This window comes from Thalassotalea sp. Y01 (assembly GCF_012932945.1).
GTDB lineage: Bacteria > Pseudomonadota > Gammaproteobacteria > Enterobacterales > Alteromonadaceae > Thalassotalea_A.
In genome coordinates this window covers 55,422-79,793 of the sequence record NZ_JABBXG010000011.1, presented here as the reverse complement: position 1 = coordinate 79,793, position 24,372 = coordinate 55,422, and the positions used below count along the sequence as shown (strand labels likewise).

Sequence of the window (24,372 nt, the reverse complement as noted above, 5' to 3'; positions counted from 1 at the left end):
ACGATTGCTTGGATACAAAAAACCAAATTGCCGTGATTGACTAACGGGTAGTCTGTTAACACCTGTACCAAGCTGCCAGAACGTAATAGCTGATAAGCACACCATTTTGAACAAGCTGATGCGGCACAAGATAGGTTAACCAGTGGCAAAGGCATGGGCAAAGTGGTTATCGAGATATAACTACCATGCGCAAATCAAACTAAAAGCAGTCAGACAACACCCTTTTAATGCATAAAAAAATCAACACCTTAACGATGTAAACAGCAAAACATCTATATTGTTCTAGACTCTGTACTAGGGATAACATATTCCTGCTGACAGTTAACGTCATAGCGCAACAATAATAGACGAGATCACATGAATAGAACGCTGCCAATTATTTTCCTCACCTTGTTAGCATTGATCTGTTCGTTTTCATCGACGACTATTGCCGCAAACTCTGACGCAAATGAGCAAGCGCAACAATCTGTAAAGTCGTCATCACAGTTACCCCCAAAGAAAGAATCAAGCGAGGCAAATAAAAAGTCTGACAAAGAACTTACTGAAAGCCAAAAACTCTCGCAAAAAATAGACACCATAAATGCCGAAATTATAGCATTGGTTAAAACACTAGAAGATGCTAAAGGTGAAGATTCCGGTGCGATACAACTGCAGTTATTTTACAAAAATATTGAGCTGCGCCGAGACATCGATAATGCCATCGACAATAAAAACGTCGAGACTCAGCTCGCTAAAGGCCTCGTCGATGGTCAAATTGGTTATGCCAAAAACGCCTCAGATTTTCTTAACAACCGACTCGAAGCGTTAACAGAGGAACTGTCGACACAAACGCCAGAGCAAAAGCTGGTTATCCTTAATTATTTTCGTGAATTGAACTCCTACCTTGATCTGATATACAAATGGCGAATAGAAAATCTTAACTGGCTTAGCAAACTTGGCCAACCTATTGAAAGCGAGCAAAAAGTATTACAGGCCGATGTAACACAGCGATTAAGATTATTATCGGCGTCGATAAATTACTACAACCGCCAACAAGCTATTATCGACGAACAAATATCGGTTAGCCCAGATTCAGAAAAAGCTAAATTACAAGTAGCCGAACTTATCATTGCCCAACGGCTCGGTATCGCCATTAGCAGCACGCAGGCGATTATCGACATTGCCGATGACTTACAGATTGAAACCAGTGAATATCAACAATTAGTCTTTGAAACGACTGGCGAATTTACATACGAGTTATTAAATCTGGAAGTATTGTTTTCATTATTGAAAAGCCTACTCAATTCTACCGTGGACTGGTTGGTCAATAACGGCATGGCTTACCTATTTAAATTGCTGATGTTTGTGCTGATTCTTTTTGTCGCCAGAAAACTATCAAAATTAGCCGCCATTGTGGTTCGTCGCGCAACCGACAGCACCCAGCTAAAAGTGTCGACATTGATGAAAGACTTCATCGTATCCATGTCCGGTAAGATCGTCATGTTGATCGGTATATTGTTCGGTTTATCGCAATTAGGTTTGGACATGACACCGGTGCTCGCCGGTTTTGGTATTGCCAGTATTATTATTGGTTTTGCCTTACAAGATACCTTATCGAACTTAGCATCCGGCATGATGTTGCTTATCTACAAGCCTTTTGATGTTGGTGACTTTGTCTTTGCCGGTGGTGTTGATGGTAAGGTCAGTCATATGAGCTTAGTAAACACCACCATTCGTACGTTTGATAATCAAGTGATCATGATCCCTAACAGTAAAATTTGGGGCGATGTGATTAAGAATGTAACCCATGAACGCATTCGCAGAGTCGATATGGTGTTTGGCATTGGCTATGACGATGATATATTGCATGCTGAGAAAATTTTAAACGACATTGTAACCAATCACCCTGACACATTAAGAATGCCGGAAGCATTAATTAAGTTACACGTTCTAAATACCTCTTCGGTTGATTTTATCGTCAGACCTTGGGTTAAAACCGATAACTATTGGGATGTCTATTGGGATATCACCAAAGCGGTAAAGCTAAGATTTGATGAGGAAGGTATAACCATTCCATACCCACAACAAGACGTCTACATCCACAAACTGGGTGCTGACAAACCAAACTCAGAGCCCACTTAAACAGCTAACTACCTCCATTCAACTGTCATGTTTAAAGGCTGAGTATCTGACTATAATCGCCATTTAATAAGGCGTTTAATCGCGCAGATTGTCGCCTTTAATCGCGCTTTTTGGCTGTTGATACAATATTGGTACAATTTATTCGATATCTATCAATTGCTAAAATTGTTAACTAGGGTAATAAGTTAGCCTTGATTACCTTTGATAACACTTTATTGTACAAAGATTACACTATTGCTTTTACCTCAGCCTTTGCTAATCTAGCCGAAAATTTAAACACATAATAATGCGCTATAGAACTGAGAGGTAGTATGAGCTTAGTTTGTTCACATCGTCGTCAATTTTTTAAGAAAGCCAGTGGCATGATTGCCCTTGGTGCTACAGTACCTTTGTTTTCAGGTAAAGCCTATGCATCGTTACCAGTAAGCAATGAAGTTAAACGTTTGTCTTTATACAACCGTCATACCGGCGAACGTGTACAAGGCATTTTTTATGTGAATGGCAGTTATCAGAGCGATGTGATGACCGCCTTCAATCATAATTTGCGTGATCACCGTCAAGATGAAAGTGCCAGAATGGATCCTAAGTTGTTTGAGTTCTTGCACAAGATTCAAGAATATTTAGCCACGGATAGAGAAATCCATATTATTTCCGGTTACCGTTCGCCAAAAACCAATGCCATGCTTGCCAAGCGCAGCGGTGGTGTTGCGAAGAAAAGTTTTCATATGAAAGGTAAAGCCATTGATTTTGCCATTCCAGGTATCGAACTAAGCCGAGTACGAGATGCCGCTAAGGCATTAAAGCTAGGTGGCGTTGGTTACTATCCAGGCTCAGGGTTCGTGCATATCGATACCGCATGGGTACGTAGTTGGTAATCGCAACAGCAAGCGCTCTGTTCATAAATTGACTGAGCGCTTGACTCTCGTGTTGACTAAACACTAATCACGCGCTAGTCAAAAGCCAATCAAGTGCGGCTCAAAAGCTTATCAAACCCCATTTCAGCGCCACGTAAAGTTTTCTCAGCGAATACGAATTTTTTACAGCTAATGTCGCATTTTCGCGAGCATGGCCAACAGAATTGCTTTATGATCGAGTCAATATCATTGACAAAGGCTCGAGCATGCAACTTGATCGCAACATATGCCAACAAGCACGATTATCAAAAGATCGTCGCTTTGATGGCAAGTTTTACACCGCCGTGATCACCACAGGTATATACTGCCGACCGACATGTCCAGCCGGCCCTGCGCTTGAACAAAATGTGCGCTATTTCCATACTGCCGTGCAAGCTGAGGTGAATGGCTTTAATGCCTGCAAACGATGCCGACCAGAACTTGCACCGAATCAACCATTGCCAAGCCATATTGAACAAGCCATTGAGTTATTGCGAGTACAGCCGAATTTAACCGTAGCCCAGCTCGCCAAAAGAATGAGTGTGAGTGAACGCCAACTACAACGTTTATTTGAACAAAACCTTTCGGTATCACCAAAGCAATTTATTAATCACCAACGACTGATCACCGCGCGCACCTTGTTATTACACACGGGATTGGCGATAAGTGATATAGCCACTATCGCTGGTTTTGGTTCATTGCGTAGTTTTAATGATAACGTTAAACAGCATTATCAACTCAGTCCTACGCAAGTTCGCAAACAAGGCAAAGCGAGTGATAATGATGTGTATTCGATAAAGCTTGCCTATCAAGGCCAGTACAATTGGCCATTGATGCTTAATTTTTTCAAAGCCCGCCTCATTCCCGGCGTCGAGTTGATTGATGAGGCCTATCACCGTACCCTGCAATTATTTGATGACAATGAGCAACGTATTTGCCACGGTTGGTTTAAAGTCAGTTTTCATGATCAGGATTATTTGCAGGTAGATTTGCAACTCAGTGATTATCAGTATTTAGGCCAAGTACTCAAACGCATCAGAGTGATGTTTGATCTTGATTGCGATATTGATACCGTTAATGAGCATTTAGGTCAGGACAGGCAACTTGCTCAAGTGATTAGTGATTGCCCTGGCTTGCGCCTACCTGGTTGTTTCGATGTATTTGAATTTTCAATTCGCGCCATACTAGGGCAGCAAATTACAGTAAAAGCGGCGACCACACTTGCTAGTCGTATCAACGAGCGATACGGTCAAGCATTTACCGCTTCTGAGTCTTCACCTATAGGGCTTAGTCATTACTTCCCAAGCCCGACAGCCTTAGCCGGTGCTGAATTTAATGATATGGGCATCACCATGACGCGAATGGCGACTTTGCAGCGTTGGGTGAGCTTTTATCGGGATAATAAACGCTTATTTGTGGCACCTCAGTCTGCGGAGCAGTTAGAACGACAGTTATGTGAATTAAAAGGTATTGGTCCTTGGACTGCAAATTATCTGGCGATGCGCGGTTTGAGTATGAATGATGCATTCCCTGCGGCCGATTTAGGCATCATAAAAGCCTTAGGCGGCGAGTTAAAGCCAAAACAGATACTGCAAAAAGCCGAGGCATGGCGTCCTTGGCGTGCCTATGCTGCTATTTATTTATGGCACTCGCTAGCACATTAACAGACACAGACACAGACACAGACACAGACACACAAATGAATACACTAATACCGATAGAAATAAACCCGCTTAGGTTGTCAGCAAAACAGGAATAACATGCTCTACTATCAAATCATACAAAGCCCATGCGGTGAGGTTATCGTTGTCACTAATGAGCACGGCATTGTCGAAGTTGCGTTTCAACAAGGCGCCGCTGCGGTTAAATTGACAGCCGATTATCAGTTGGCAAACGATGATGCACCAAAACACTTAGCCAATGCAGTGCAGCAATTAGATGAATATTTCCAAGGCAAACGTCGCTTATTTGACCTACCACTCGCACAAGCGGGAACGGCATTTCAACAAAAGGTATGGCATGCGCTTACCAAGATACAATTTGGCGCCACCTACAGTTATGGCCAGCTTGCCGATGCGATCGCTAACCCCAAAGCGGTGCGCGCGGTAGGCAGCGCCAACGGTAATAATAAAATAGCCATTATTGTGCCCTGCCATCGAGTTATCGGCAGCAATAAAAAGCTAACCGGTTATGCTGGCGGAATAGGTATAAAAGCGCAATTGCTGATGCATGAAGGGGCTGATTTTAAACCGTAAGCAACGTATACTGCTTAGCTCAATATTAATGAGTGATATGAATGGACTTGATTTTACCGTTACTGGCGTTGGCATTATTGGTTTGGATGAGTTGGCGACTGGTTCAAGCAAAGCGCTATAACCAATTTATCGACTGGCTGATGACCGATATCAAGCCACAATTGCTTAGCCATTTACAACAAGAATTGGTTGAGCAACGTTGCCAGCAATATCCTAATAACGACTGCCACATCGAGGCGAGCTGTCATTACTATGGCCAATATCCAGTAAGGGTATTAGAAGCGGCGTTACAGCGCGATATTATTACCAGTGACTGGATACAACAACGCCAAAATAAGCGTCACGTACAACATCTGTTATTTATCCAAGCCGCCTACCGAATCACTCCTGCCCCAGTGGCAAAAGATCAGTCACCGCAACATCAACATCAACAAGATTAGTCTACGTTATCGATCGTTATTTGTGTTTATTTATGGTTATTTGTTCGCTCTGGTATTGCGATCGCTAAGGCTGTCAATCAATAGCTGCGCCATTTGCTCAGGCTTGATGCGATAAACCACATGATCGCCAGCAAAAACACGAATTGTCCAACCACGCTTTTCTGCGAGCTGCCATGATTTATCATTACGTTTGCGCTCGGTTACCGAATTGCCTTCCGGCACAAAGCCAATATAGGTACTGTTGATATCAGCCAGCTTAGGATTATTGAATGTTATCGGCTGCGATAATGTTTTTGCGGGGTGCGGTACGTCTTTTGGATACGGCGCATCAGCAGATAACCAAGGGAAATATGTTACACCATCTTTAATCGGCAGGTCTTCATACTTCATCGACAAAATTTGCAACGCATTCATACCATGCGCCGGTACCAATGCATCAAGAAATATCGCGTGGCTGACTTTGTTAGGCATTTCATTCATCACCCCACTGATCACCATGCCACCGTAACTATGGCCGACGAGAACAGCTTTGTCGAGCTGTTCAAAGGTAATCGTATTCACCACATCATTTATATGTGTGGTCAAATTGATCGAGTCATTGGCTAAATGATAACGCTCGCCTAAGCCGGTTAAGGTGACCCGATACACGTCATGGCCTTTTGCCCGTAATTGCTTGGCCACCTGTTTCCAATCCCAACCACCACCGGTCGCACCGTGCACGACAACAAAAGTTTGTTGCTGATGTTGAGGTTGCTGTTGATTTTGATGTTGATGTCGATTTAATGCTGGCTGCGACGAGGCTGCCATCAACGCATTAGATAACATTACCATGCTCAGAATGACCGCCTGAACGAGTTGATGGGCAAACACTTTCATGGTGACGCTCTCGATTAGATTAAAGGGATAATATGATACCAACTGTGGCAAATTATCAGCCAAGAAGCAAAGTCAGCGTAATCAAACATTACCGCGACAAGATCAAATTAAAGCGAACACCATAAGCGGGATATAAAAAAGCGTACTGCTTAGGTACGCTTTTAAATATGATATAAATCAGTTTGTTACAGATATTATCTGCGTTTGCGTCGTGATTGTGTCTGACTTTGTGCACGACGTTGTTGATGCTTTTTGACGTTCTTACGAATTTTGCGGCTCTTATTGTGGTCAATGCGTTTTTCATCTACCGCCACTTTCGATTGAGTTTCCACTGTTAATGAAACCAATTTGCGATAGTAGTTGACGTCTTTGAGGCCTAATTCAACCCAACCGCCCATAGGTAAGCGACGATCCATTTGCAAATCACCGTAGCGAACTCGAATCAGGCGGCTAACTTGTACATCTTGGCTTTCCCAAAGACGACGTACTTCACGGTTACGTCCTTCGGTAAGCACAACATGGAACCAATGATTACGACCTTCACCACCTGTGTAGGTGATTTTGTTAAACTTAGCCATGCCATCTTCAAGCTTTACGCCATGACGCAGACGTTGCAACATGGCTTCGTCTATTTCACCAAAGACACGAACCGCGTATTCGCGCTCGACTTCATGGGATGGGTGCATCAATCGATTCGCCAATTCACCATCATTAGTGAAAATCAACATACCTGAGGTGTTGATATCCAAGCGACCAACGGCAACCCAACGACTGCCATCAATTTTCGGTAAACGATCAAATACAGTTGGACGACCTTCAGGATCCTTACGAGTACACATTTCCCCTTCGGGTTTGTTGTACACTAACACTCTACAAGGTTGGCTTTCGGCATCGGCAATTTTAACGGCGTGACCATCAATACGTATTTGCTCAGTACCATCAACTCGATCGCCTAAATACGCGACCTTACCATCGACACTGACTCGGCCTTGGCTGATAACACCTTCCATTTCACGGCGTGAACCTTTACCAGCGCGTGCCAGCACCTTTTGTAATTTTTCAGACATTTAATCTTCTCATTCATGTGCGTTGCCTTCGCGGCAAGTTATGCGTCCTCTGTCACTGCTTGCGATTGCTTATCATCGACGTCGATGTCGCTAATATCCAACAATGGCGGTAATTGTTGCAGTGATTTTAAGGAAAAATAATCCAGAAACTCTTTGGTCGTAGCAAATAATGCTGGGCGCCCTGGGACCTCTTTATGGCCAACCACGCGTATCCATTCTCGTTCTTGTAACGTTCTAATTATATAACTACTTACCGATACTCCGCGAATATCTTCTATTTCGCCTCGTGTAATCGGTTGTCGATACGCAATTAACGCCAGAGTTTCTAGTAAGGCGCGTGAATATTTCGGTGCTTTTTCTTTATAAAGCAAAGCGATATAGTCACTAAATTGCTGCCTAGCTTGGAATCTGTAGCCAGAGGCAACTTCGACCAATTCAATTGCGCGTGCATCATAATCGTTTTGCAGCTGTTGTAAAATAGTTTGCAGCCGTTTTTTTGAAAGACTGGCTTGTTCTTGCAAGGTTTCTTGCATGGTTTTAATCGATAACGGTACTGCCGAGACGAATAACATCGACTCAACCACAGATTTTAAAAATTCATCTTCAATTTTTGCCATTATTGTTATTACCTTAAACGCACCTGTATCTGACCAAAGGCATTGGCTTGAATGCATTCAATCATAGATTCTTTTATCAATTCCAAAATCGCCAAAAATGTTACTACAACGCCGGCCTTGCCTTCTTCAGGCTGAAACAATTGACTGAATTCGCTGTAGCGCTGTCTATCAAGAGTGGCTAGGATCAGACTCATTCGTTCGCGAGTCGAAAAACTTTCCCGTTCGATATGGTGATGTTCAAATGCCGCGGCGCGTTTTATCACCCCTTGCATCGCCAATACCAATTCTTGTAATTCGACGTCAGCTTCCACCAATCTTGGTTTAAAGCCCTCAGGTAGCTTGGCACTGGCTTCAAAGTGATCACGTTCCATTCGCGGCAGTAAATCCATTTGTTCAGCGGCCTGCTTAATCACCTCGTATTCCTGCAAGCGTCGAATTAATTCAGAACGGGGATCATCTTCTTCGTCTTCAATATCTGTTTTTGGTAACAATAATCGCGATTTTATTTCTGCCAAAATCGCCGCCATCACCAGATACTCAGCCGCCAATTCAAGCTTTAAGTCTTTCATTAGCTCAACGTAGTCCATGTATTGGCGAGTAATTTCGGCTATTGGCAGCTCAACAATATCGAACTTTTGTTTGCGGATCAGATACAACAGCAGATCCAATGGCCCTTCAAATGCTTCTAAAATGATTTCCAAGGCATCCGGCGGAATGAATAGGTCTTGCGGTTTCTCGACAACGGCTTCGCCATGTACCACAGCCAATGGCAACAACTGTTGCAGCATTTCACCTTTGTTATTATCTAGTGCTACCGAGGTCTTATCCATAGTTAATGACGATCAGCCAAATGGCTCAGGATCCCCTTCACCAACACGTAAAATTTTCGGGTAGTCATCAGTAAAGTCGATCACCGTTGTCGGTTTCTCACCGAGATAACCACCGTTTAGGATCAAATCGACATGTCGTTCTAAGTTATCGCGGATAAGCTCAGGGTCAAATTCAGCCATCTCATTACCCGGCAAGATCAATGTCGTCGACATTAATGGCTCACCAAGTTCTTCCAGTAAGTCTTGTGCGATTTTATTTTCCGGTATACGAATACCGATGGTTTTCTTTTTGGCATTAAGTAAACGCCTTGGTACTTCTTTGGTGCCCTTAAAAATAAAGGTATATGGACCAGGAGTATTGTTTTTCAATATGCGAAAGTTAGCGTTATCGACTCGTGCGTATTCCGCCAGCTGAGATAAGTCGCGACACACCAGGGTAAAATTATGTTCACGGCTGATGTCGCGAATGCGGCAAATGCGATCCAAGGCCTTTTTATCACCAATGTGGCAACCCAACGCATAGCCAGAATCTGTAGGGTAAACGATTACGCCACCTTGCTGAATAATTGCCACCGCTTGACGTATTAGTCGTACCTGCGGGTTATCAGGGTGCATGTAAAAAAACTGACTCATTAAATTTCCTTAATTCCAGTGACGCCAGATACCGCTCACATCACTTTTTAACTGCAGATTACGCCCTAACTCACTCCATCGGTTAGGGTAATGAAAATCGGAACCTACAGACGCTTCTAGTCCATACTCATTACAGAGTGTGACCAACAACTGACGTTGCTGCTCATTCATTTGTGGCGAAGCCACTTCCATAGCATCGCCATTTGCGGCTTTAAAATCAACAATTAGTCGACGTAACCACTTGGTTGATAAGCTATATTTCATTGGATGCGCAATAACGCTATGACCACCAGCGAGATTAATCACCTCGAGTGCTTGTTCTATTGAACACCACAGTGGCTTAACAAACGCACGTTGACCTTTACCGATATATTTATCAAATGCCTTTTGCATGGTGCTGACATCGCCGCGATCAAACAGCACCCGCGCAAAGTGAGCCCGCGTTATGGTGCCACCTCTTGCGTATTGCTTCGCTTGTTGGTAGCAATCAGCAAAGCCAGCCTTAGCCAGTTTTTCAGCCATTAACGTCGCCCTTTGTTCTCGAGCTTGTTGTTGCTGTTCAATCAGAGCGGTTAATGCCGGATGTTGGGTATCAACATTAAGGCCAACAATGTGAATTTCAAAATTTTGCCACATCGTCGATATTTCAATACCACTGATCAGGCGCAACTTTAATCCTTTTTGCTCGATATAATCTTGCGCTAGCGCAAATGCCTGTACGGTATCATGATCGGTGATAGCCAATTGCTCGATTTGGAAGGTCGTCGCGCGCTCGACAAGTTCAGCAGGTGTTAAACGTCCATCAGAGCAGGTTGTATGCGAATGCAAATCAACGCGTATTAATTTGTAATCTTCTGACATATTTTCTGCGCTTTGTATTGACTTCATGGTCGATTTACGTTTTCCTATAAATAATCAAGCACTTTAGGTGTTTATCAATTAAGATAAGTATCTAAGCATTTTACGTGTTTACAGTTGAAATTAACAGGCAGCGTACGCTATTTAACCGAGAATACGCTGCTCTGAACAACAAACGAATTGAAATAATGATGACAAACGCAGCAACAATGACAAATATCTGGTGGTGGCATAACCTTGACTAGTGGGTTATGAGTCTTGCTGCATGCAGTGTTTCTAAAGCCCGCTCTTATAGCGGGCTTTTTTGTATTTGCTTACTGATCACCCGAGCGGGCATATTCGTAAATCTGATTTGATATAAAAAACGACACTTTCTGAAATTAAGCGGAATTCTATAAGATGTTAACAACTAAAGTAAAAACGTGGTTTATCTGGTGGCTTCAGCCACTTTATGCCGGATAAATAATCTCGAATTACACATTAAGGTAAACCATGAATACCAACACTAAACACAACAATCTAACAGCGGTTTGCGACTCATTACGAGTTTGCACGCAAACGCTGGCTGCACCGTATCAGTCAGACCCATTAGCGCTATATCAAAAACTCAGCCAACAAAGTGAGCATTCGCTATTGCTCGAGTCGGCAGAAATAAGTGATAAGCGCGCATTAAAGTCTCTTATTCTTGTCGACGCGCATTTAAAAATCGTATGCAATGGCAATCAAGTAACCATCACTGCGCTGCAACAACAAGGCCACTTATTGTTAAGCTACTTGCAATCAACATTGGCACAACAATCGCAAATAAGCCTTGAATTAAGCAACGATACCTTAGGGGTCGAATTTGCAGACAATGTCCAGCAACTCGATGAAATGTCGCGATTATTGGCCACCAACCCAATGCAAGTTATTCGCCAAATTCAACAAGTTAAAAGTGACGACCACCCATTTTCGGTGTTTTTAGGCGGTTGCTTTTCGTTTGATTTAATTACCATGAGCGAAACCCTGCCAACGGTTCAAGACGGAGAAAACAGCTGCCCTGATTACGTATTTTATTTTGCCGAATCATTGATTGTTATCGATCATCAACAACAAAGCAGTGAAATCATCGTCAATAGCTTGATAACCGATGACAGCCGTCATGATGACTACATCTTAAAAAGTAAATTACGATTGGCAGAATTGCAGTTTCGTTGTGAAAAAGCTTACATCGGCGCTGATCTGGATTTGCAACGTAAAACCACGCAACACGCCGATGTCGATATTGATGATGAGCAATTTTGCCAACAAGTAGAAACGTTAAAAGAAAACATCAGAGCTGGTGATATTTTTCAGGTCGTGCCATCCCGTGGTTTTAGCTTACCGTGTCCAGACTCACTACTTGCATATAAGGCGTTGAAGAAAACCAACCCAAGCCCTTATATGTTCTACTTAAAAGATCAGGACTATTGTTTATTTGGTGCCAGCCCAGAGTCGGCATTGAAGTTTTCCAGTGATTCACGCCAAGTTGAGCTATATCCAATTGCCGGTACTCGTCCACGAGGCTTTCGCAGCGATGGCCGTTATTGTGACGATCTTGATGGTCGTATTGAATTGGAATTACGTAACGATGAAAAAGAAAAAGCTGAGCATTTGATGTTGGTGGATTTAGCCCGCAATGATATTGCCCGCGTTAGCGAAGGCGGTACGCGCTTTGTCGCCGAATTATTGAAAGTGGACCGCTATTCACACGTTATGCATTTAGTGTCTCGTGTCGTCGGCACCTTACAGCCGCAACTTGACGCCCTGCATGCCTATCAAGCCTGTATGAATATGGGTACGTTGTCCGGCGCACCTAAAGTGATGGCAACCAAACTTATCCGCCAAATAGAAGGCAAACGCCGTGGCAGTTATGGTGGCGCCGTTGGTTACCTTACCGGTCAAGGTGAAATGGACACTTGTATCGTGATTCGTTCTGCCTTTGTGCAAAATGGCCGCGCCTTGGTGCAAGCCGGAGCAGGTGTCGTTTATGACTCACAGCCCCAAGCGGAAGCCGACGAAACCAGACAAAAAGCGCAAGCGGTGCTAAATGCGATTCGCATCGCTAATGCCAATGTAGACTCTGTGCACGAGCAAGGAGCTTAAAATGACCAAATTATATATGCTCGATAATCTTGACTCGTTCACCTACAACTTGGTCGATGAGTTTAAGCGCTTAGGTTATGAGCCGGTGATATATCGTAACAACCTAGATGCGCAGTTCATTTACGACAAAATGCAACAAGAATCAGACGATGTCATATTGGTATTGTCACCTGGCCCCGGTAATCCGCAAAACGCTGGTTGCTTAATGGCATTGATCGATTTGTGCCGAGGACAATACCCCATATTAGGTATTTGCCTAGGTCATCAAGCCTTAGTGGAGCATTACGGTGGCAAAGTTGACCGTGCTGGCGAGATTGTCCACGGCAAAGCGTCGAGTATTGTCCATGATGGTTTTGGCCCTTTTAAAGGACTACCGTCGCCGTTACCTGTGGCCCGATATCATTCATTAGTTGCGACAAAAATGCCCGATAACTTAGAGGTCATCGCTGAATATAATGAGCTGGTGATGGCACTCGCGCACCAAGACGACAAAGTTCTTGGTTTTCAATTTCACCCGGAATCCTTACTGACCTCAAAAGGCAGTGTGTTATTGGCGCAAAGTTTTGCCTACTTAACCGATGAATTAACATCAACAGAACGGCTAACAAGCCAAACTGACGAGGAATGATGATGAGTATTTTACAAACATTGATCGATGGTAAGGATTTAACTCAGCAGCAAAGCCAAAAATTTTTTGCTGACGTCATTCACGGTGACGTTGACGCTAATTTACTTGCCAGCGTATTAACCGCTTTGCGCATCAAAGGGGAAACGCCAGAAGAGATTGCCGGCGCCGCATTAGCGATTCGCGCCGCAGCAACGCCATTTCCACAGAACAACCGCAAATTAGTCGATTGTGTCGGCACCGGCGGTGATGGGCACAACACCATAAACATATCCACCACAGCGGCTCTGGTCGCTGGCGCCTGTGGTCTTGATGTCGCCAAACATGGTAACCGCAGTGTCTCAAGTAAATCCGGTTCAGCCGATCTACTTGAAGCGTTTGGTGTGAAACTGGACATGGCACCATCAACGGCGCTGGATTGCATTGAGCACGCAGGCACTTGCTTCTTGTTTGCGCCACGCTATCACATGGGCTTTAAACACGCCGCACCTGTTCGAGCGGCAATGGGCGTTAGAACCTTATTTAATATCCTTGGCCCATTAGTCAACCCTGCCGCTCCCAAAGTGATGTTGCTTGGCGTATACGATAGTGTGTTATTGATGCCAATGGCTAAAGCATTGCAATTAACCGGTGTCGAACGGGCATGGGTCGTGCATGGTAGTGGTTTAGATGAAGTGGCGATACATGGAGAGACGGAGGTGGTCGAAATCAACGGCGCGCAAATTACTCAACATATCGTATCACCGAGCGATTTTGGCTTGGCCACTCACCCGCTAGAACAAATCAAAGGCGGCACACCAGAAGAAAACGCAACTTATAGCATGGCCATTCTTGAAGGTCATGGCGCCCCTGCTCATACCGCAGCGGTGATCATCAATGCGGCGTCCCTACTTTACTTAGCGGGCAAAGCCGATGATTTACAACAAGCGGCAGAAAAAGTGACCGAGATTATTGGCCAAGGCTTGCCCGCGAAAACCCTTAAAGCGTTGGTTGAGGTAAGTAATGGCTAACATACTAGAAAAAATTGTCGCCGATAAACGTACCGAAGTTGATGCCTTAAAACAGCAAATGCCATTGGCGGAGTTTATAGACGATTTAACGCCAACAGATCGCGATATGTACGCTGCGTTGTCACAAGACAATGCCGGTTTTATTCTTGAGTGCAAAAAGGCCTCACCATCAAAAGGGTTGATTCGCGATATCTTTGACCCCGTTGAAATCGCCTCGGTATACCAAAAATACGCTGCGGCGATATCGGTGTTGACCGACGATAAATATTTTCAGGGTAAACACGATTATTTACAGCAAGTTCGCCAAACAGTGCAATGCCCGGTTCTTAATAAAGACTTTTTTATCGATGAATACCAGATTCATTTGGGCCGTTACTATGGTGCCGACGCCATACTATTGATGTTAAGCGTATTGGATGATCAACAATACAAAGCACTGGCCAAGGTAGCTGAACACTACAATATGGCGATATTAACGGAAGTATCGAATGTTGAAGAAACCCAACGCGCAATCGATTTAAATGCCAAGCTAATCGGTATTAATAATCGGAATTTACGTGATTTAAGCACCGATTTAAGCACCACCTTTGAGCTTGCGACTATGATCCCTGATGACCGATTAATAATCTCTGAATCAGGTATTTACAACAATAAACAAGTGCGAGAACTGGCGCCATTAGCGAATGGCTTTTTAGTCGGTAGCTCAATAATGGCAGAAGAGGATATCGATCTTGCCTGTCGTCGCTTAATCTATGGCAACAACAAAGTGTGCGGCCTAAGCAGAGCTGACGATGTTATCGCTGCCGCCAAAAACGGCGCCGTGATGGCAGGAATGATCTTTGTTGAACAGTCACCTCGTTATATATCTGTTGAGCAAGCCATTGACGTGCAACAGCAAGTCGCCGAACGCTTTGAGCACGGCATCGATTACGTTGGAGTGTTTAAAGGTCAACACATCGACGACGTCACCGCCATTTGCAAACAATTACACATCAACGCAGTGCAACTGCATGGCAACGAAGATAGCGAATACATTAACACTTTAAAACAACGACTTGATGATAAAATACGCATCATCAAAGCATTGCCTGTGGACGCGGAGATAGCGCCATTTACGCAAGGTGCTGATATGTACATATTGGACAACAAACAAGGCGGTTCAGGACGAGCTTTTGACTGGTCAATAGTGCAAACAAGCAATAACGACTTTAGTCAATGTCTGTTGGCCGGTGGACTCAATTGCGACAATTTAAACTCCGCGATAAGACTGCTAAACGATCAAGATATGCAAGGTGTTGATTTAAATTCCGGCTTGGAAGTGGCACCTGGTGTTAAAGATGCCGACAAGATACAGCAGGCCTTTGCTCTGCTGAGACAGTATTAATATTTATTAGGTAACCAACGATGACCAACCTAAGTAACAAGAAAGACAAAACCATGGATGCCTACTTTGGCGAGTTCGGCGGCATGTTTGTCAGTGAATTACTGGTACCCGCACTAGAGCAACTTGAACGAGCTTTTGTCGACAGCCAAACTGATGAAGATTTTCAACAGCAATTTAATGAATTACTAGAAAAGTTTGCCGGTAGACCAACGCCTTTATCCTTGTGTCGTAATTTGGTGAAAAACCCGAATTCGAAGATTTATTTGAAGCGAGAAGATTTATTGCACGGTGGCGCACACAAAACCAATCAGGTTTTAGGTCAGGCACTACTGGCAAAACGCATGGGGAAAACCGAAATAATCGCCGAAACCGGCGCCGGTCAACACGGTGTTGCAACAGCAATTGCTTGCTCATTACTTGGCTTAAAATGCCGCGTTTACATGGGTAAAGTTGACTGTGACCGTCAACAACCGAATGTGTTTCGAATGGAATTAATGGGCGCAAAAGTAATCCCGGTAACGGCCGGCTCTGGCACCTTGAAAGATGCGGTTAATGAAGCGCTTCGAGATTGGTCTGCAAATTACGATACCGCGCACTATTTACTTGGCACGGCAGCAGGCCCGCACCCGTTCCCAACCATCGTCCGTGAATTTCAAAAGATGATCGGTATCGAAGCTAAACAACAGATCTTGCAAGAGCAAGGTCGTTTGCCAGATTACGTTGTCGCCTGTGTCGGTGGCGGCTCAAATGCGATTGGCATGTTCCACGACTTTATCAATGAAGACAAGGTTAAACTTGTTGGTGTTGAGGCCGGTGGTAAAGGCGTTGAGACTCACCATCACGGCGCCACACTGGTTGCTGGTAGCAAAGGTATGTTACACGGTGCCTATACCTACATAATGCAAGACAAGTATGGCCAGATAGAAGAGTCTTATTCGGTATCTGCGGGCTTGGATTACCCAGGTGTTGGACCACAACATGCAATGTTAAAAGAAACAGGACGTGCTGAGTACGTGCCGATTAACGATGATGAAGCACTAGAAGCATTTCAAGCTCTATCACGCAATGAAGGTATTATTCCAGCCCTAGAATCATCTCATGCGCTAGCGCATGCGTTAAAAATTGCCGAAAGCGCCGAACAGGAAACGGTTATATTGGTTAATTTATCCGGTCGAGGTGACAAAGATTTGAGTCACGTTATGGGGATTTTGTCTGGTGAAAATTATCGGGAGAAAAGCTAATGACTGAAGTAAGTCAGTTAGGTCAACGCTATCAAGATATGTTCAACAAGCTTGAACAGCAACAACAAGGGGCCTTTATCCCATTCGTTACTATTGGCGATCCTAATAAAGAACAATCTATTGCCATCATTAAAACCCTTATTGATAACGGTGCAGATGCGTTAGAGCTGGGTATCCCCTATTCGGACCCAAGCGCCGATGGATTAACCATTCAAATGGCGGCAAAGCGAGCGCTTGATGCGGGTATTAATACCGATATCTGTATTGATATTTTACAACAAGTTCGCGCTTATGCACCGCATATACCAATAGGTTTGCTGCTATACGCAAATTTAGTCTTTGCTCGCGGTATTGATAGCTTTTACGCCGATATGAAACACGCTGGGGTCGACTCAGTATTAATCGCCGATGTGCCAATGCGAGAAAGTAAACCGTTTGAGACGGCTGCAGCTAAGCATGGTATTGCACCAATTTTTATCGCCCCACCAAACGCCAGTGAGGAGACGTTGCAGCAAGTTGCCGCGCATTGTAAGGGCTATACCTATGTATTGAGCCGAGCTGGTGTTACCGGTACGGAAGTTAAAGCCAATATGCCTGGTAAAGAGTTGATCGATACCTTACGTCAATATCATGCTCCGGCACCGGTATTAGGCTTTGGTATTTCTAGACCTCAGCAAGTCTCTGAAGCAATGAACAATGGTGCCGATGGCGCCATTAGTGGCAGTGCGGTGGTCAATATTATCGCCGAAAATCTTGATGATAATCCAATGATGCTAGACGCATTAAGTCGCTTTGTTAAAGACATGAAAGCGGCGAGCTAGCCTAGGTTTTCATATTAATAGCGATATAAAAAAGGGAATGCACTGCATTCCCTTTTTTTGTATAGTGTAAGCTCAGCAAGGAGAACGTATGTCTACTTTTTGGATCATCACCCTGATCATTGCCTTTATCATCAGTGGTATCTATGTCGTCTATAAAAGCGCGAAAAAATTTAATCTCAGTGATGAGCAACTTAAACGCATTAAAGAACGCAACAAGCAACTCGATGCAGAAGATAACAGCAACAAATAATTGCGGTTAACTGCGATAAATGGTTTGAATAAGATGAAAACCAAACTGGGTTTTCACTGGGCCATGCACTTTAAGTACTTCTTTTTTAAACACCACATCGTCAAATGGTTTTACCATCTGGCCTTTGCGAAACTCCCCTAAATCCCCCCCCTTCTTACCTGATGGGCAGGTTGAGTGCTTTTTCGCTAACTTACCGAAATCTTCGCCCTTTTCGATTTGTTTTTTTAGCTTTTCAGCCATTGCTTTATCTTTTACCAAAATATGTCGGGCACATGCTGTGGCCATAGAAACCTCACTAAAATTGTGAAAATTAGAATATACAAAAACCTGTCGATTATTATAACTCAGACCAGTTGCATCTTTACAGCTGCATTATAATTCTGGACAATAGCGCAAATCATTGTGGAGATGTTAACTATGGCAAACCTAGATAACCTATTTGAAAATAACAAAGCCTGGTCTGAAAAAATAAAACAAGAGCAACCAGATTTTTTTGAAAAATTATCAAAACAACAATCACCTGAATACTTATGGATAGGCTGTGCTGACTCTCGAGTGTCTGCTGACCAATTAATGGGGTTAATGCCAGGAGAAGTGTTTGTACATCGCAATATCGCTAACCAGGTAATCCATACCGACCTTAATTGCCTATCAGTAATCCAATATGCCGTTGAAGTGCTAAAAGTTAAGCACGTTATCGTATGTGGCCATTATGGCTGTGGTGGCGTTGCCGCGTCATTAGATCAAAACCAATACGGTTTAATTGATAACTGGTTACGTCACATCAGTGATGTTTATCGTTTCAATAAAGAACAAATGGAACACTTAGAAGGTGAAGAGCGTGTCAATCGCTTGTGTGAATTAAACGTTGTTGAACAAGTCGCTAACGTAGCCAACACAACAACCTTAATCAATGCGTGGGAAAGTGGTCAAAAAGTCACTATTCATGGCTTTATCTACAACCTTAAAGATGGCGTATTGCAAGACCTTGACGTCAGCGTAAACGCGCCGCTTTAACAATCGTACACCTCAGCTAATAAATACGACGAAACGCTCTGTTAGCAACCGTAATTTGACACAAAGTCATCAAATAACAGACATAAAAAAACCAGCCTAAGCTGGTTTTTTTTCATCGCAGAAACTGGGATTAGCCAAGTTTCTTCTTACGATCTGCTGTATCACGGATGTAAGATGCCCAAGCACGAGCGGCTTTACGAGTTTTAGGATCTTTTTGCGCTTCTTTAATCATCTTAGTCGCTTCAGAGTACTTCTCTTGATAGAAGTATGCTTCAGCTAGAGTCATATAGACAGAGCCTGTGTTTTCGATACCTAACTCAATAGCTTTTTTAAGAGCTACAGTCGCTTCGTCAAATCGCTCAGACTGCTGTAGTAGCATGCCTTGACGACGATAGTGTTTCGGGTCATTTGATAATTTCGCAGTTTCACCGAAGTATTTTGCTGCTGTATCAATTTGTTGCGCTGCATGGAATGCGTTTGCCATAGTAAACAAGTTCGCATCTGTGCGCTGGATTAAACCACTATCAATGTACTTTTCCATCAGCATTGCAGCTTTGTATGGAACATCACCTTGTTGGTAAAGGTTCGCAAGCATCTTGATTTCAGACTCTTTAGTAAGGAAGCCTTGTTGATACGCAATATCTAGCGTATACAATGCTTTCTTATAGTCTTCAACCAAGGTGTAGAACATACCTAGTTGAGTCCACCATTGCTTGTTCTCTGGGAACAATTGCAATACTTCTTCCAATACTCCTACTGCAGGCTTGTATTGTTTACGCTCGTAGTAAGACGTTAACTTCAAAATGTACGGGTTTTGATTAGGCTCTTTGAATAAAGAAATCGCTTTATCCGCTGGCTCAATCATTTTATCCAATTGCTTAAGCTCATAGTGAGCTTGGGCAATTTTAACGTACGTGTTAGCGTCTTCTTCACAGGTAAAGTCCATCCAAGCTGCATAGTTAGTTAATGCGTCTTGATACTTCTTTTCTTGCATTTGCAAGTCAGCAAGTAGTTTGATGGTATCAGCATGCTCTTTTTCATTAAGCACCTGGTCTTTTACAGAGCTTTCAAGGAAAGGCAACGCTTTTTTCGAGCTATCACCACCTTTGGTTGCATACATGTTAGCGATAAAGCGATCAAGATACGCACGATCGTACGGTTTGCTTGCTTCAACGGCTAACAAGATATCTAAAGCGTCATCAATACGATCTTCAGAGTATGCTTCGAAAGCTTTCTGTACTTTTTTACCTATGCTCGGACCAACAATCTTGGTACGAGGTTTTTTAGCGTTTGGGTCCTTTGGACAATTCGCGTATGCATGCGCTGTACCGGATAAAGTAGACGTTGCTACCAATGCGATTACAGCAGAAGTGCTAAGTAGTTTTTTCAACATTACTGTGCCCCTCCTTCTTGGTTCATCTTGAAGTCAAGCTGAACTGTCATACCGGTTTGTTTAATCGGCTTACCATCAACAACTTTTGGCTTATATTTCCACTTACGAAGCGCTCGTTTGGCTTCTTTGTCGAATATACGCTTTGGTTGTGCGGCAATAATTTCTACATTTTCTACACCACCAACTTCATTGATAGTGAAACGTAGCTGTACCCAACCTTCTTTACCGTCACGTGCTGCCTGGATAGGATATTTAGGTTCGATACGAACGATTGGTGTAGCTTCACCATCGCGACCAAAACCTGCACCTGGTGCATCCATACCCGCACTAGTACCTGACAACTCAACACCAGGAACATTAAACGATACACCTGAGTTATCGTTACTTGTCTCTGGCTCCGGAGCTTGTGGCTTCGGCGGAGTCTTAGGTGGCGGCGGCGGCGGTGGTGGTACTCGTCTGCGTTCCTGGACTTTCGACTCAGGAGGAGCTGAAACGATATCGATAATTACAGAATCCTGATTATCGGCATTACGTTTGGCGCCACCTGAAATCAAATATGCCATGAAGACAAATAAACCAAAGGTTACAGCAACGCCTAGTAGTATTGATACTAAAAAGCGAACCATAATTAACCACCCGATGCTGCAGCAATGGAGATCTTATCGATTCCTGCATCCTTGATTGCATCCATAACTTTAACAACTACGCCGTGTTTAGCGCCTTTGTCAGCTTGGATAATTACGATATCAGTTGGTTGTTCAGCAAGTAGTTTTTCGATGTTAGCAGAAACACGCTCTACATCAACTACACGCTTGTCCATCCAGATTTCACCATTCTCACGAACAGCAATAAAGATGTTCGCAGATGGTTTTTTACTTGCATTGGCCGCTTTCGGCTTTTGCACATCAATACCAGCTTCTTTAACAAATGAAGTGGTTACGATGAAGAATATAAGCATAATGAATACGATGTCTAGCATCGGCGTCATATCTACTGCAGCTTCGTCGTCTTCACGAATGCGTTTACGTGCCATGTGAAAATCTCTCTAGTGATGAGGCAAGCTATCAACTAGCTTAGCCTTCGCCATTTTTACTTTTGCGTCTAATCTGGTACTGAAGAATACACCAGATAGAGCCGCTACCATTCCCGCCATTGTCGGGATTGTTGCCATTGAGATACCATCCGCCATAAGGCGAGGGTTACCTGTCCCTTGTGTAGCCATTGTTTCGAATACTGCAATCATACCGGTTACAGTTCCTAACAGACCAATAAGTGGACACATGGCTACAAGAGTTTTGATAGTCAGCATACGCGCATCTAATATCTCTGTCGCTTCAGAAATCCATGTATCTCTAATTCTATGAGCATACCATGAAGTCGTATCAGTTCGAGCATCCCACTTAGCAACAATGTCGCTTTTCATTTTCGGGTAAACTGCTGTTAAGAACCAATACTTCTCAATCATTAATATCCACATTAAGAAGAGTGCCACGGCAACGAAGTATAGAACCCCACCACCGGTGGCTATAAATTCCCTGACAGATTCCCAAAGCTCTATCAGGTATAACATTACTGTTTCTCCTTCTCGGCGATCTCAGCGATGATACCAGCGCTTTGCTCGTCAAGGATGTGGAAGATTTGCTTACCACGACCTGCCACAATTGAGTGGATTAGGATTAGTGGTAGTGCAGCGATTAGACCCATAGCTGTTGTTACAAGTGCCATAGAGATATCACCAGCCATAATTTTCGGGTCACCAGTACCGTAAAGTGTGATTGATTGGAAAGTACCAATCATACCAACAACTGTACCAAGTAGACCTAGTAGCGGAGCGATAGCTGCGAAGATTTTGATGATATTAATACCACGTTCTACCTTCGGAGTTTCACGTAAAATTGCTTCATCAAGTTTAAGTTCTAGAGACTCGGCATCAACACCTTTGTTCTCGTTGTAAACTTGTAGCATGCGACCTAATGGGTTGTTAGGGTTAGGTTGCGCTGTGTTCTTAAGCTGTGCACGGATTTTCGCGCCCATAGCACCTAGGTAGATTAGACGCTCAAGAGCGATTAATAGACCTAATACAAGAACAACAGTGATTACGTAACCAACCGTACCACCTTGGTGGTAACGCTCTTCGTAAGTCGCTTTTTGAGTTTCTAGGTTAAGGATTGTACCTTTTGACGGATCAAGGTATAGAGCAGCATAGCCTGAAGTGTTTTCAGTGAATGGTGCTACAGTACCAACGATAGAACCGCCTGGTTGCTTACCTAGAGGTTGAATTAGTGATTGCTCATCGTTGTAGTTCAAGTAACCAACATCTGCAGAGATAAGGTTGAAAGAACCAATACGAGTAATTGATGAAGGGCTCTTAGAACCGTCTAAGTTAGTAATTTCTGCTTCAAAAGTAGCAACTTTACCAGACTCAGTCATCTCAGTTTGAAGAGCAAACCAAAGTTCTTCTAACTCAGCAAGAACTGGAATTTCTTTTGCGTTAGCTAGTTTCTCAAGTACTTGCTCACGACCTGGGTATTGAGCGCTAACTACTGAAGTAGCGATACGACCGTAGGCGTTACCTGATGCACGACGTACAACACCAAACATCTCACCTAAGTCACCTTTAGCTGCTTCAAGCTCGGCTTCTTTATTGGTAAGAGTGGTTTCATTGTCAGCAAATTGCTTAGTCAAACGTTGGTTACGTTCGTTTTCAGCATTACGCTGTGCTTTAGCTTTGTTCAAAAGCGCTTGCTTGTCAGAACGCTCAGACAAGAATTCTTGCTCACGTTTTTTGTCAAGTTTTGCCTCTGATACACGATCAGCTTTGATCTGTTTTAGTAGGTCGTCTAACTGGTTAGCGTTTGCAGTAGTCGCCATGCCAGCTGTAAGAGCCATAGTCGCAGCAATTGCTGCGTTTTTGATAAACTTATTCATTATTCACCCGCTGCATATACTGGTAGTTTAACTAAGTCAGGCGCAGACTGCTTACGAGCCATACGAATTGCTTTAGTGATTGGGCTTAGGTATTCGTCTTCCAAAGACTTCCAGTTGCGCTCGCTGTGATCCCAGATCCAAGCGTTTTTCAAATCTAGTGATTGAGCAACTAATACAGTACGACCCATGTGTACGAAGTCGACGGTGATAGTTTGACCTTCAAATTGTAGATCGCCTTGGTACGCAGAGAACATTGATCCGTAATCGGTTTCAATTTCGTATGCTTCTAGAACCAAGCGGAATTGCTCAGCTACAGAGATACCTTGACGGGTCATCACGTCGTTAAGGCGTGCTAGACGCTCTTCACGATCTTGAAGGTTTACAGGGATATCAGCAGCTACAAATTTCTCTAATGATTCAATCATCTTGTACATTAGAGGAACAACACCTTTTTTGGTGTCTTGAATAGTACCGATTTGACGCTCTAGCGAATCAATACCTGCTTGTTGATCATCAACCAAACGCTGAATGTGATTGTTATACACTTTCAAGTTTTCGGTTTCATCGACAACATTACGGTACTCAGCTAGAAGCTCTTGAGTTTGCTCGTAGATGTTGTTGATTTTATCTTGTGACTTAGCTGATGCGTTTACTTTAACCGCTTCAGCCTTCTGAAGTTCGTTTAGGCTGCTAGCAGAAGCAACGTTGCTGCCTGCTAAAGCCAAAGCGCCGATAATCGTAGACGCGATTAGGCTTTTCTTGCTCATTTTGGACATAGTTCCCAACCAATTGCTATTTAACTTTGTTCCATTAAATCCTATATATGGATTTCCGGATCTGAAAGAGGCTACAGATTATAACCCAATCAGTGCTCTCAAGTTGTAATAAAACAGAAACACAACAGTGTTAACCTAATGTGTCGTGAACAACACGTTACGTTAGCAAAATTATGGTTCCTGCTCTGTTTCATAAAAAGACAGCTCTATATA

Annotated in this window: 26 protein-coding genes; 13 read left to right on the top strand and 13 right to left on the bottom strand. The window is 43.5% G+C overall.

All coding sequences use genetic code 11. From position 1 onward, the window contains the following. Positions 1-357 precede the first annotated feature (357 nt). The 5 genes from HII16_RS14710 to HII16_RS14690 all read left to right on the top strand — a co-directional run bounded on the left by HII16_RS14710 (position 358) and on the right by HII16_RS14690 (position 5,709). Positions 358-2,121, top strand: a complete 1,764-nt coding sequence (locus tag HII16_RS14710; RefSeq protein ID WP_169131275.1) for a mechanosensitive ion channel family protein — start codon at positions 358-360, stop codon at positions 2,119-2,121. Positions 2,122-2,432: 311 nt separating this feature from the next. Further along, a complete protein-coding gene (locus HII16_RS14705) occupies positions 2,433-2,996 on the top strand; it encodes a DUF882 domain-containing protein (protein WP_169131273.1) in 564 nt (187 codons plus the stop codon). 245 nt (positions 2,997-3,241) lie between these two features. Further along, entirely contained in the window at positions 3,242-4,678 is a 1,437-nt protein-coding gene (locus tag HII16_RS14700; protein WP_169131271.1) for a DNA-3-methyladenine glycosylase 2, read from the top strand. 96 nt (positions 4,679-4,774) lie between these two features. Further along, positions 4,775-5,269, top strand: a complete 495-nt coding sequence (locus tag HII16_RS14695; RefSeq protein WP_169131269.1) for a methylated-DNA--[protein]-cysteine S-methyltransferase — start codon at positions 4,775-4,777, stop codon at positions 5,267-5,269. Positions 5,270-5,310: 41 nt separating this feature from the next. Further along, positions 5,311-5,709 carry a hypothetical protein gene (locus tag HII16_RS14690; protein WP_169131267.1) on the top strand — a complete coding sequence of 133 codons (399 nt, stop codon included), beginning with the start codon at positions 5,311-5,313 and terminating at the stop codon, positions 5,707-5,709. Positions 5,710-5,745: 36 nt separating this feature from the next. On the opposite strand, the gene HII16_RS14685 is transcribed toward HII16_RS14690, so the two are convergent. From HII16_RS14685 to HII16_RS14660, 6 genes are all read right to left on the bottom strand, one after another. Further along, the gene (locus HII16_RS14685; protein ID WP_169131265.1) at positions 5,746-6,585 is read right to left on the bottom strand and encodes an alpha/beta hydrolase family protein; all 840 of its coding nucleotides are present in this window, start codon (positions 6,583-6,585) and stop codon (positions 5,746-5,748) included. A 194-nt stretch (positions 6,586-6,779) separates the two neighbouring features. Further along, positions 6,780-7,652: a 23S rRNA pseudouridine(2605) synthase RluB gene (rluB, locus tag HII16_RS14680; RefSeq protein ID WP_169131263.1), complete on the bottom strand. Its 873-nt coding sequence runs from the start codon at positions 7,650-7,652 to the stop codon at positions 6,780-6,782. A gap of 38 nt (positions 7,653-7,690) precedes the next feature. Beyond that, entirely contained in the window at positions 7,691-8,269 is a 579-nt protein-coding gene (gene scpB / locus HII16_RS14675; protein ID WP_169131261.1) for an SMC-Scp complex subunit ScpB, read from the bottom strand. A gap of 8 nt (positions 8,270-8,277) precedes the next feature. Continuing rightward, positions 8,278-9,099, bottom strand: a complete 822-nt coding sequence (locus tag HII16_RS14670; RefSeq protein ID WP_169131259.1) for a ScpA family protein — start codon at positions 9,097-9,099, stop codon at positions 8,278-8,280. Between the two features lie 12 nt (positions 9,100-9,111). Next, positions 9,112-9,732, bottom strand: a complete 621-nt coding sequence (locus tag HII16_RS14665; protein WP_169131257.1) for an L-threonylcarbamoyladenylate synthase — start codon at positions 9,730-9,732, stop codon at positions 9,112-9,114. A 9-nt stretch (positions 9,733-9,741) separates the two neighbouring features. Then, on the bottom strand, positions 9,742-10,620 hold the full coding sequence (locus HII16_RS14660; RefSeq protein ID WP_169131255.1) for a PHP domain-containing protein: 879 nt from the start codon (positions 10,618-10,620) through the stop codon (positions 9,742-9,744). A gap of 462 nt (positions 10,621-11,082) precedes the next feature. Between HII16_RS14660 and HII16_RS14655 the strand changes: the two genes are divergently transcribed. The 7 genes from HII16_RS14655 (at position 11,083) to HII16_RS14625 (ending at position 18,045) form a co-directional block, all read left to right on the top strand. After that, positions 11,083-12,714 carry an anthranilate synthase component 1 gene (locus HII16_RS14655; RefSeq protein WP_169131253.1) on the top strand — a complete coding sequence of 544 codons (1,632 nt, stop codon included), beginning with the start codon at positions 11,083-11,085 and terminating at the stop codon, positions 12,712-12,714. 1 nt (position 12,715) lies between these two features. Next, a complete protein-coding gene (locus HII16_RS14650) occupies positions 12,716-13,342 on the top strand; it encodes an aminodeoxychorismate/anthranilate synthase component II (protein WP_169131251.1) in 627 nt (208 codons plus the stop codon). A 2-nt stretch (positions 13,343-13,344) separates the two neighbouring features. Further along, the gene (trpD, locus tag HII16_RS14645; protein WP_211183528.1) at positions 13,345-14,349 is read left to right on the top strand and encodes an anthranilate phosphoribosyltransferase; all 1,005 of its coding nucleotides are present in this window, start codon (positions 13,345-13,347) and stop codon (positions 14,347-14,349) included. Beyond that, positions 14,342-15,733, top strand: a complete 1,392-nt coding sequence (gene trpCF / locus HII16_RS14640; RefSeq protein ID WP_169131247.1) for a bifunctional indole-3-glycerol-phosphate synthase TrpC/phosphoribosylanthranilate isomerase TrpF — start codon at positions 14,342-14,344, stop codon at positions 15,731-15,733. The genes trpD and trpCF overlap by 8 nt, the downstream gene beginning before the upstream one ends. Before the next feature lie 20 nt (positions 15,734-15,753). After that, entirely contained in the window at positions 15,754-16,974 is a 1,221-nt protein-coding gene (gene trpB / locus HII16_RS14635) for a tryptophan synthase subunit beta (RefSeq protein ID WP_211183527.1), read from the top strand. Next, the gene (gene trpA / locus HII16_RS14630; RefSeq protein WP_169131245.1) at positions 16,974-17,795 is read left to right on the top strand and encodes a tryptophan synthase subunit alpha; all 822 of its coding nucleotides are present in this window, start codon (positions 16,974-16,976) and stop codon (positions 17,793-17,795) included. The genes trpB and trpA overlap by 1 nt, the downstream gene beginning before the upstream one ends. An 88-nt stretch (positions 17,796-17,883) precedes the next feature. Beyond that, entirely contained in the window at positions 17,884-18,045 is a 162-nt protein-coding gene (locus HII16_RS14625; RefSeq protein ID WP_169131243.1) for a DUF2897 family protein, read from the top strand. A 6-nt stretch (positions 18,046-18,051) separates the two neighbouring features. Here the strand turns inward: HII16_RS14625 and ppiC are convergent, their stop codons facing one another. Then, the gene (ppiC, locus tag HII16_RS14620) at positions 18,052-18,330 is read right to left on the bottom strand and encodes a peptidylprolyl isomerase PpiC (RefSeq protein WP_135439608.1); all 279 of its coding nucleotides are present in this window, start codon (positions 18,328-18,330) and stop codon (positions 18,052-18,054) included. A 132-nt stretch (positions 18,331-18,462) separates the two neighbouring features. Between ppiC and can the strand changes: the two genes are divergently transcribed. Beyond that, complete coding sequence (gene can, locus HII16_RS14615; RefSeq protein WP_135439607.1) at positions 18,463-19,062, top strand: carbonate dehydratase; 600 nt, start codon at positions 18,463-18,465, stop codon at positions 19,060-19,062. Positions 19,063-19,192: 130 nt separating this feature from the next. Here the strand turns inward: can and HII16_RS14610 are convergent, their stop codons facing one another. The 6 genes from HII16_RS14610 to HII16_RS14585 are packed head-to-tail and all read right to left on the bottom strand — an operon-like array spanning position 19,193 to position 24,150. Then, positions 19,193-20,455 (bottom strand): hypothetical protein, encoded by a 1,263-nt coding sequence (locus HII16_RS14610; RefSeq protein WP_169131241.1) that lies wholly within the window; start codon positions 20,453-20,455, stop codon positions 19,193-19,195. Further along, a complete protein-coding gene (locus HII16_RS14605) occupies positions 20,455-21,081 on the bottom strand; it encodes an energy transducer TonB (RefSeq protein WP_169131239.1) in 627 nt (208 codons plus the stop codon). The genes HII16_RS14610 and HII16_RS14605 overlap by 1 nt, the downstream gene beginning before the upstream one ends. Before the next feature lie 2 nt (positions 21,082-21,083). Continuing rightward, on the bottom strand, positions 21,084-21,488 hold the full coding sequence (locus HII16_RS14600) for a biopolymer transporter ExbD (RefSeq protein ID WP_135439604.1): 405 nt from the start codon (positions 21,486-21,488) through the stop codon (positions 21,084-21,086). 12 nt (positions 21,489-21,500) lie between these two features. Then, on the bottom strand, positions 21,501-22,025 hold the full coding sequence (locus tag HII16_RS14595; RefSeq protein WP_169131237.1) for a MotA/TolQ/ExbB proton channel family protein: 525 nt from the start codon (positions 22,023-22,025) through the stop codon (positions 21,501-21,503). Next, positions 22,025-23,383 (bottom strand): MotA/TolQ/ExbB proton channel family protein, encoded by a 1,359-nt coding sequence (locus HII16_RS14590; protein WP_169131235.1) that lies wholly within the window; start codon positions 23,381-23,383, stop codon positions 22,025-22,027. Before HII16_RS14590 ends, HII16_RS14595 begins: the two co-directional genes overlap by 1 nt. Further along, positions 23,383-24,150 carry a DUF3450 domain-containing protein gene (locus HII16_RS14585; protein WP_189637778.1) on the bottom strand — a complete coding sequence of 256 codons (768 nt, stop codon included), beginning with the start codon at positions 24,148-24,150 and terminating at the stop codon, positions 23,383-23,385. Before HII16_RS14585 ends, HII16_RS14590 begins: the two co-directional genes overlap by 1 nt. Positions 24,151-24,372: the final 222 nt, after the last annotated feature.

Coding starts and splice junctions, on each gene's coding strand:
- HII16_RS14710 (WP_169131275.1), top strand. CDS start 358: ATGAATAGAACGCTGCCAATTATTTTCCTCACCTTGTTAGCATTGATC.
- HII16_RS14705 (WP_169131273.1), top strand. CDS start 2,433: ATGAGCTTAGTTTGTTCACATCGTCGTCAATTTTTTAAGAAAGCCAGT.
- HII16_RS14700 (WP_169131271.1), top strand. CDS start 3,242: ATGCAACTTGATCGCAACATATGCCAACAAGCACGATTATCAAAAGAT.
- HII16_RS14695 (WP_169131269.1), top strand. CDS start 4,775: ATGCTCTACTATCAAATCATACAAAGCCCATGCGGTGAGGTTATCGTT.
- HII16_RS14690 (WP_169131267.1), top strand. CDS start 5,311: ATGGACTTGATTTTACCGTTACTGGCGTTGGCATTATTGGTTTGGATG.
- HII16_RS14685 (WP_169131265.1), bottom strand. CDS start 6,585: ATGAAAGTGTTTGCCCATCAACTCGTTCAGGCGGTCATTCTGAGCATG.
- rluB (WP_169131263.1), bottom strand. CDS start 7,652: ATGTCTGAAAAATTACAAAAGGTGCTGGCACGCGCTGGTAAAGGTTCA.
- scpB (WP_169131261.1), bottom strand. CDS start 8,269: ATGGCAAAAATTGAAGATGAATTTTTAAAATCTGTGGTTGAGTCGATG.
- HII16_RS14670 (WP_169131259.1), bottom strand. CDS start 9,099: ATGGATAAGACCTCGGTAGCACTAGATAATAACAAAGGTGAAATGCTG.
- HII16_RS14665 (WP_169131257.1), bottom strand. CDS start 9,732: ATGAGTCAGTTTTTTTACATGCACCCTGATAACCCGCAGGTACGACTA.
- HII16_RS14660 (WP_169131255.1), bottom strand. CDS start 10,620: ATGAAGTCAATACAAAGCGCAGAAAATATGTCAGAAGATTACAAATTA.
- HII16_RS14655 (WP_169131253.1), top strand. CDS start 11,083: ATGAATACCAACACTAAACACAACAATCTAACAGCGGTTTGCGACTCA.
- HII16_RS14650 (WP_169131251.1), top strand. CDS start 12,716: ATGACCAAATTATATATGCTCGATAATCTTGACTCGTTCACCTACAAC.
- trpD (WP_211183528.1), top strand. CDS start 13,345: ATGAGTATTTTACAAACATTGATCGATGGTAAGGATTTAACTCAGCAG.
- trpCF (WP_169131247.1), top strand. CDS start 14,342: ATGGCTAACATACTAGAAAAAATTGTCGCCGATAAACGTACCGAAGTT.
- trpB (WP_211183527.1), top strand. CDS start 15,754: ATGACCAACCTAAGTAACAAGAAAGACAAAACCATGGATGCCTACTTT.
- trpA (WP_169131245.1), top strand. CDS start 16,974: ATGACTGAAGTAAGTCAGTTAGGTCAACGCTATCAAGATATGTTCAAC.
- HII16_RS14625 (WP_169131243.1), top strand. CDS start 17,884: ATGTCTACTTTTTGGATCATCACCCTGATCATTGCCTTTATCATCAGT.
- ppiC (WP_135439608.1), bottom strand. CDS start 18,330: ATGGCCACAGCATGTGCCCGACATATTTTGGTAAAAGATAAAGCAATG.
- can (WP_135439607.1), top strand. CDS start 18,463: ATGGCAAACCTAGATAACCTATTTGAAAATAACAAAGCCTGGTCTGAA.
- HII16_RS14610 (WP_169131241.1), bottom strand. CDS start 20,455: ATGTTGAAAAAACTACTTAGCACTTCTGCTGTAATCGCATTGGTAGCA.
- HII16_RS14605 (WP_169131239.1), bottom strand. CDS start 21,081: ATGGTTCGCTTTTTAGTATCAATACTACTAGGCGTTGCTGTAACCTTT.
- HII16_RS14600 (WP_135439604.1), bottom strand. CDS start 21,488: ATGGCACGTAAACGCATTCGTGAAGACGACGAAGCTGCAGTAGATATG.
- HII16_RS14595 (WP_169131237.1), bottom strand. CDS start 22,025: ATGTTATACCTGATAGAGCTTTGGGAATCTGTCAGGGAATTTATAGCC.
- HII16_RS14590 (WP_169131235.1), bottom strand. CDS start 23,383: ATGAATAAGTTTATCAAAAACGCAGCAATTGCTGCGACTATGGCTCTT.
- HII16_RS14585 (WP_189637778.1), bottom strand. CDS start 24,150: ATGAGCAAGAAAAGCCTAATCGCGTCTACGATTATCGGCGCTTTGGCT.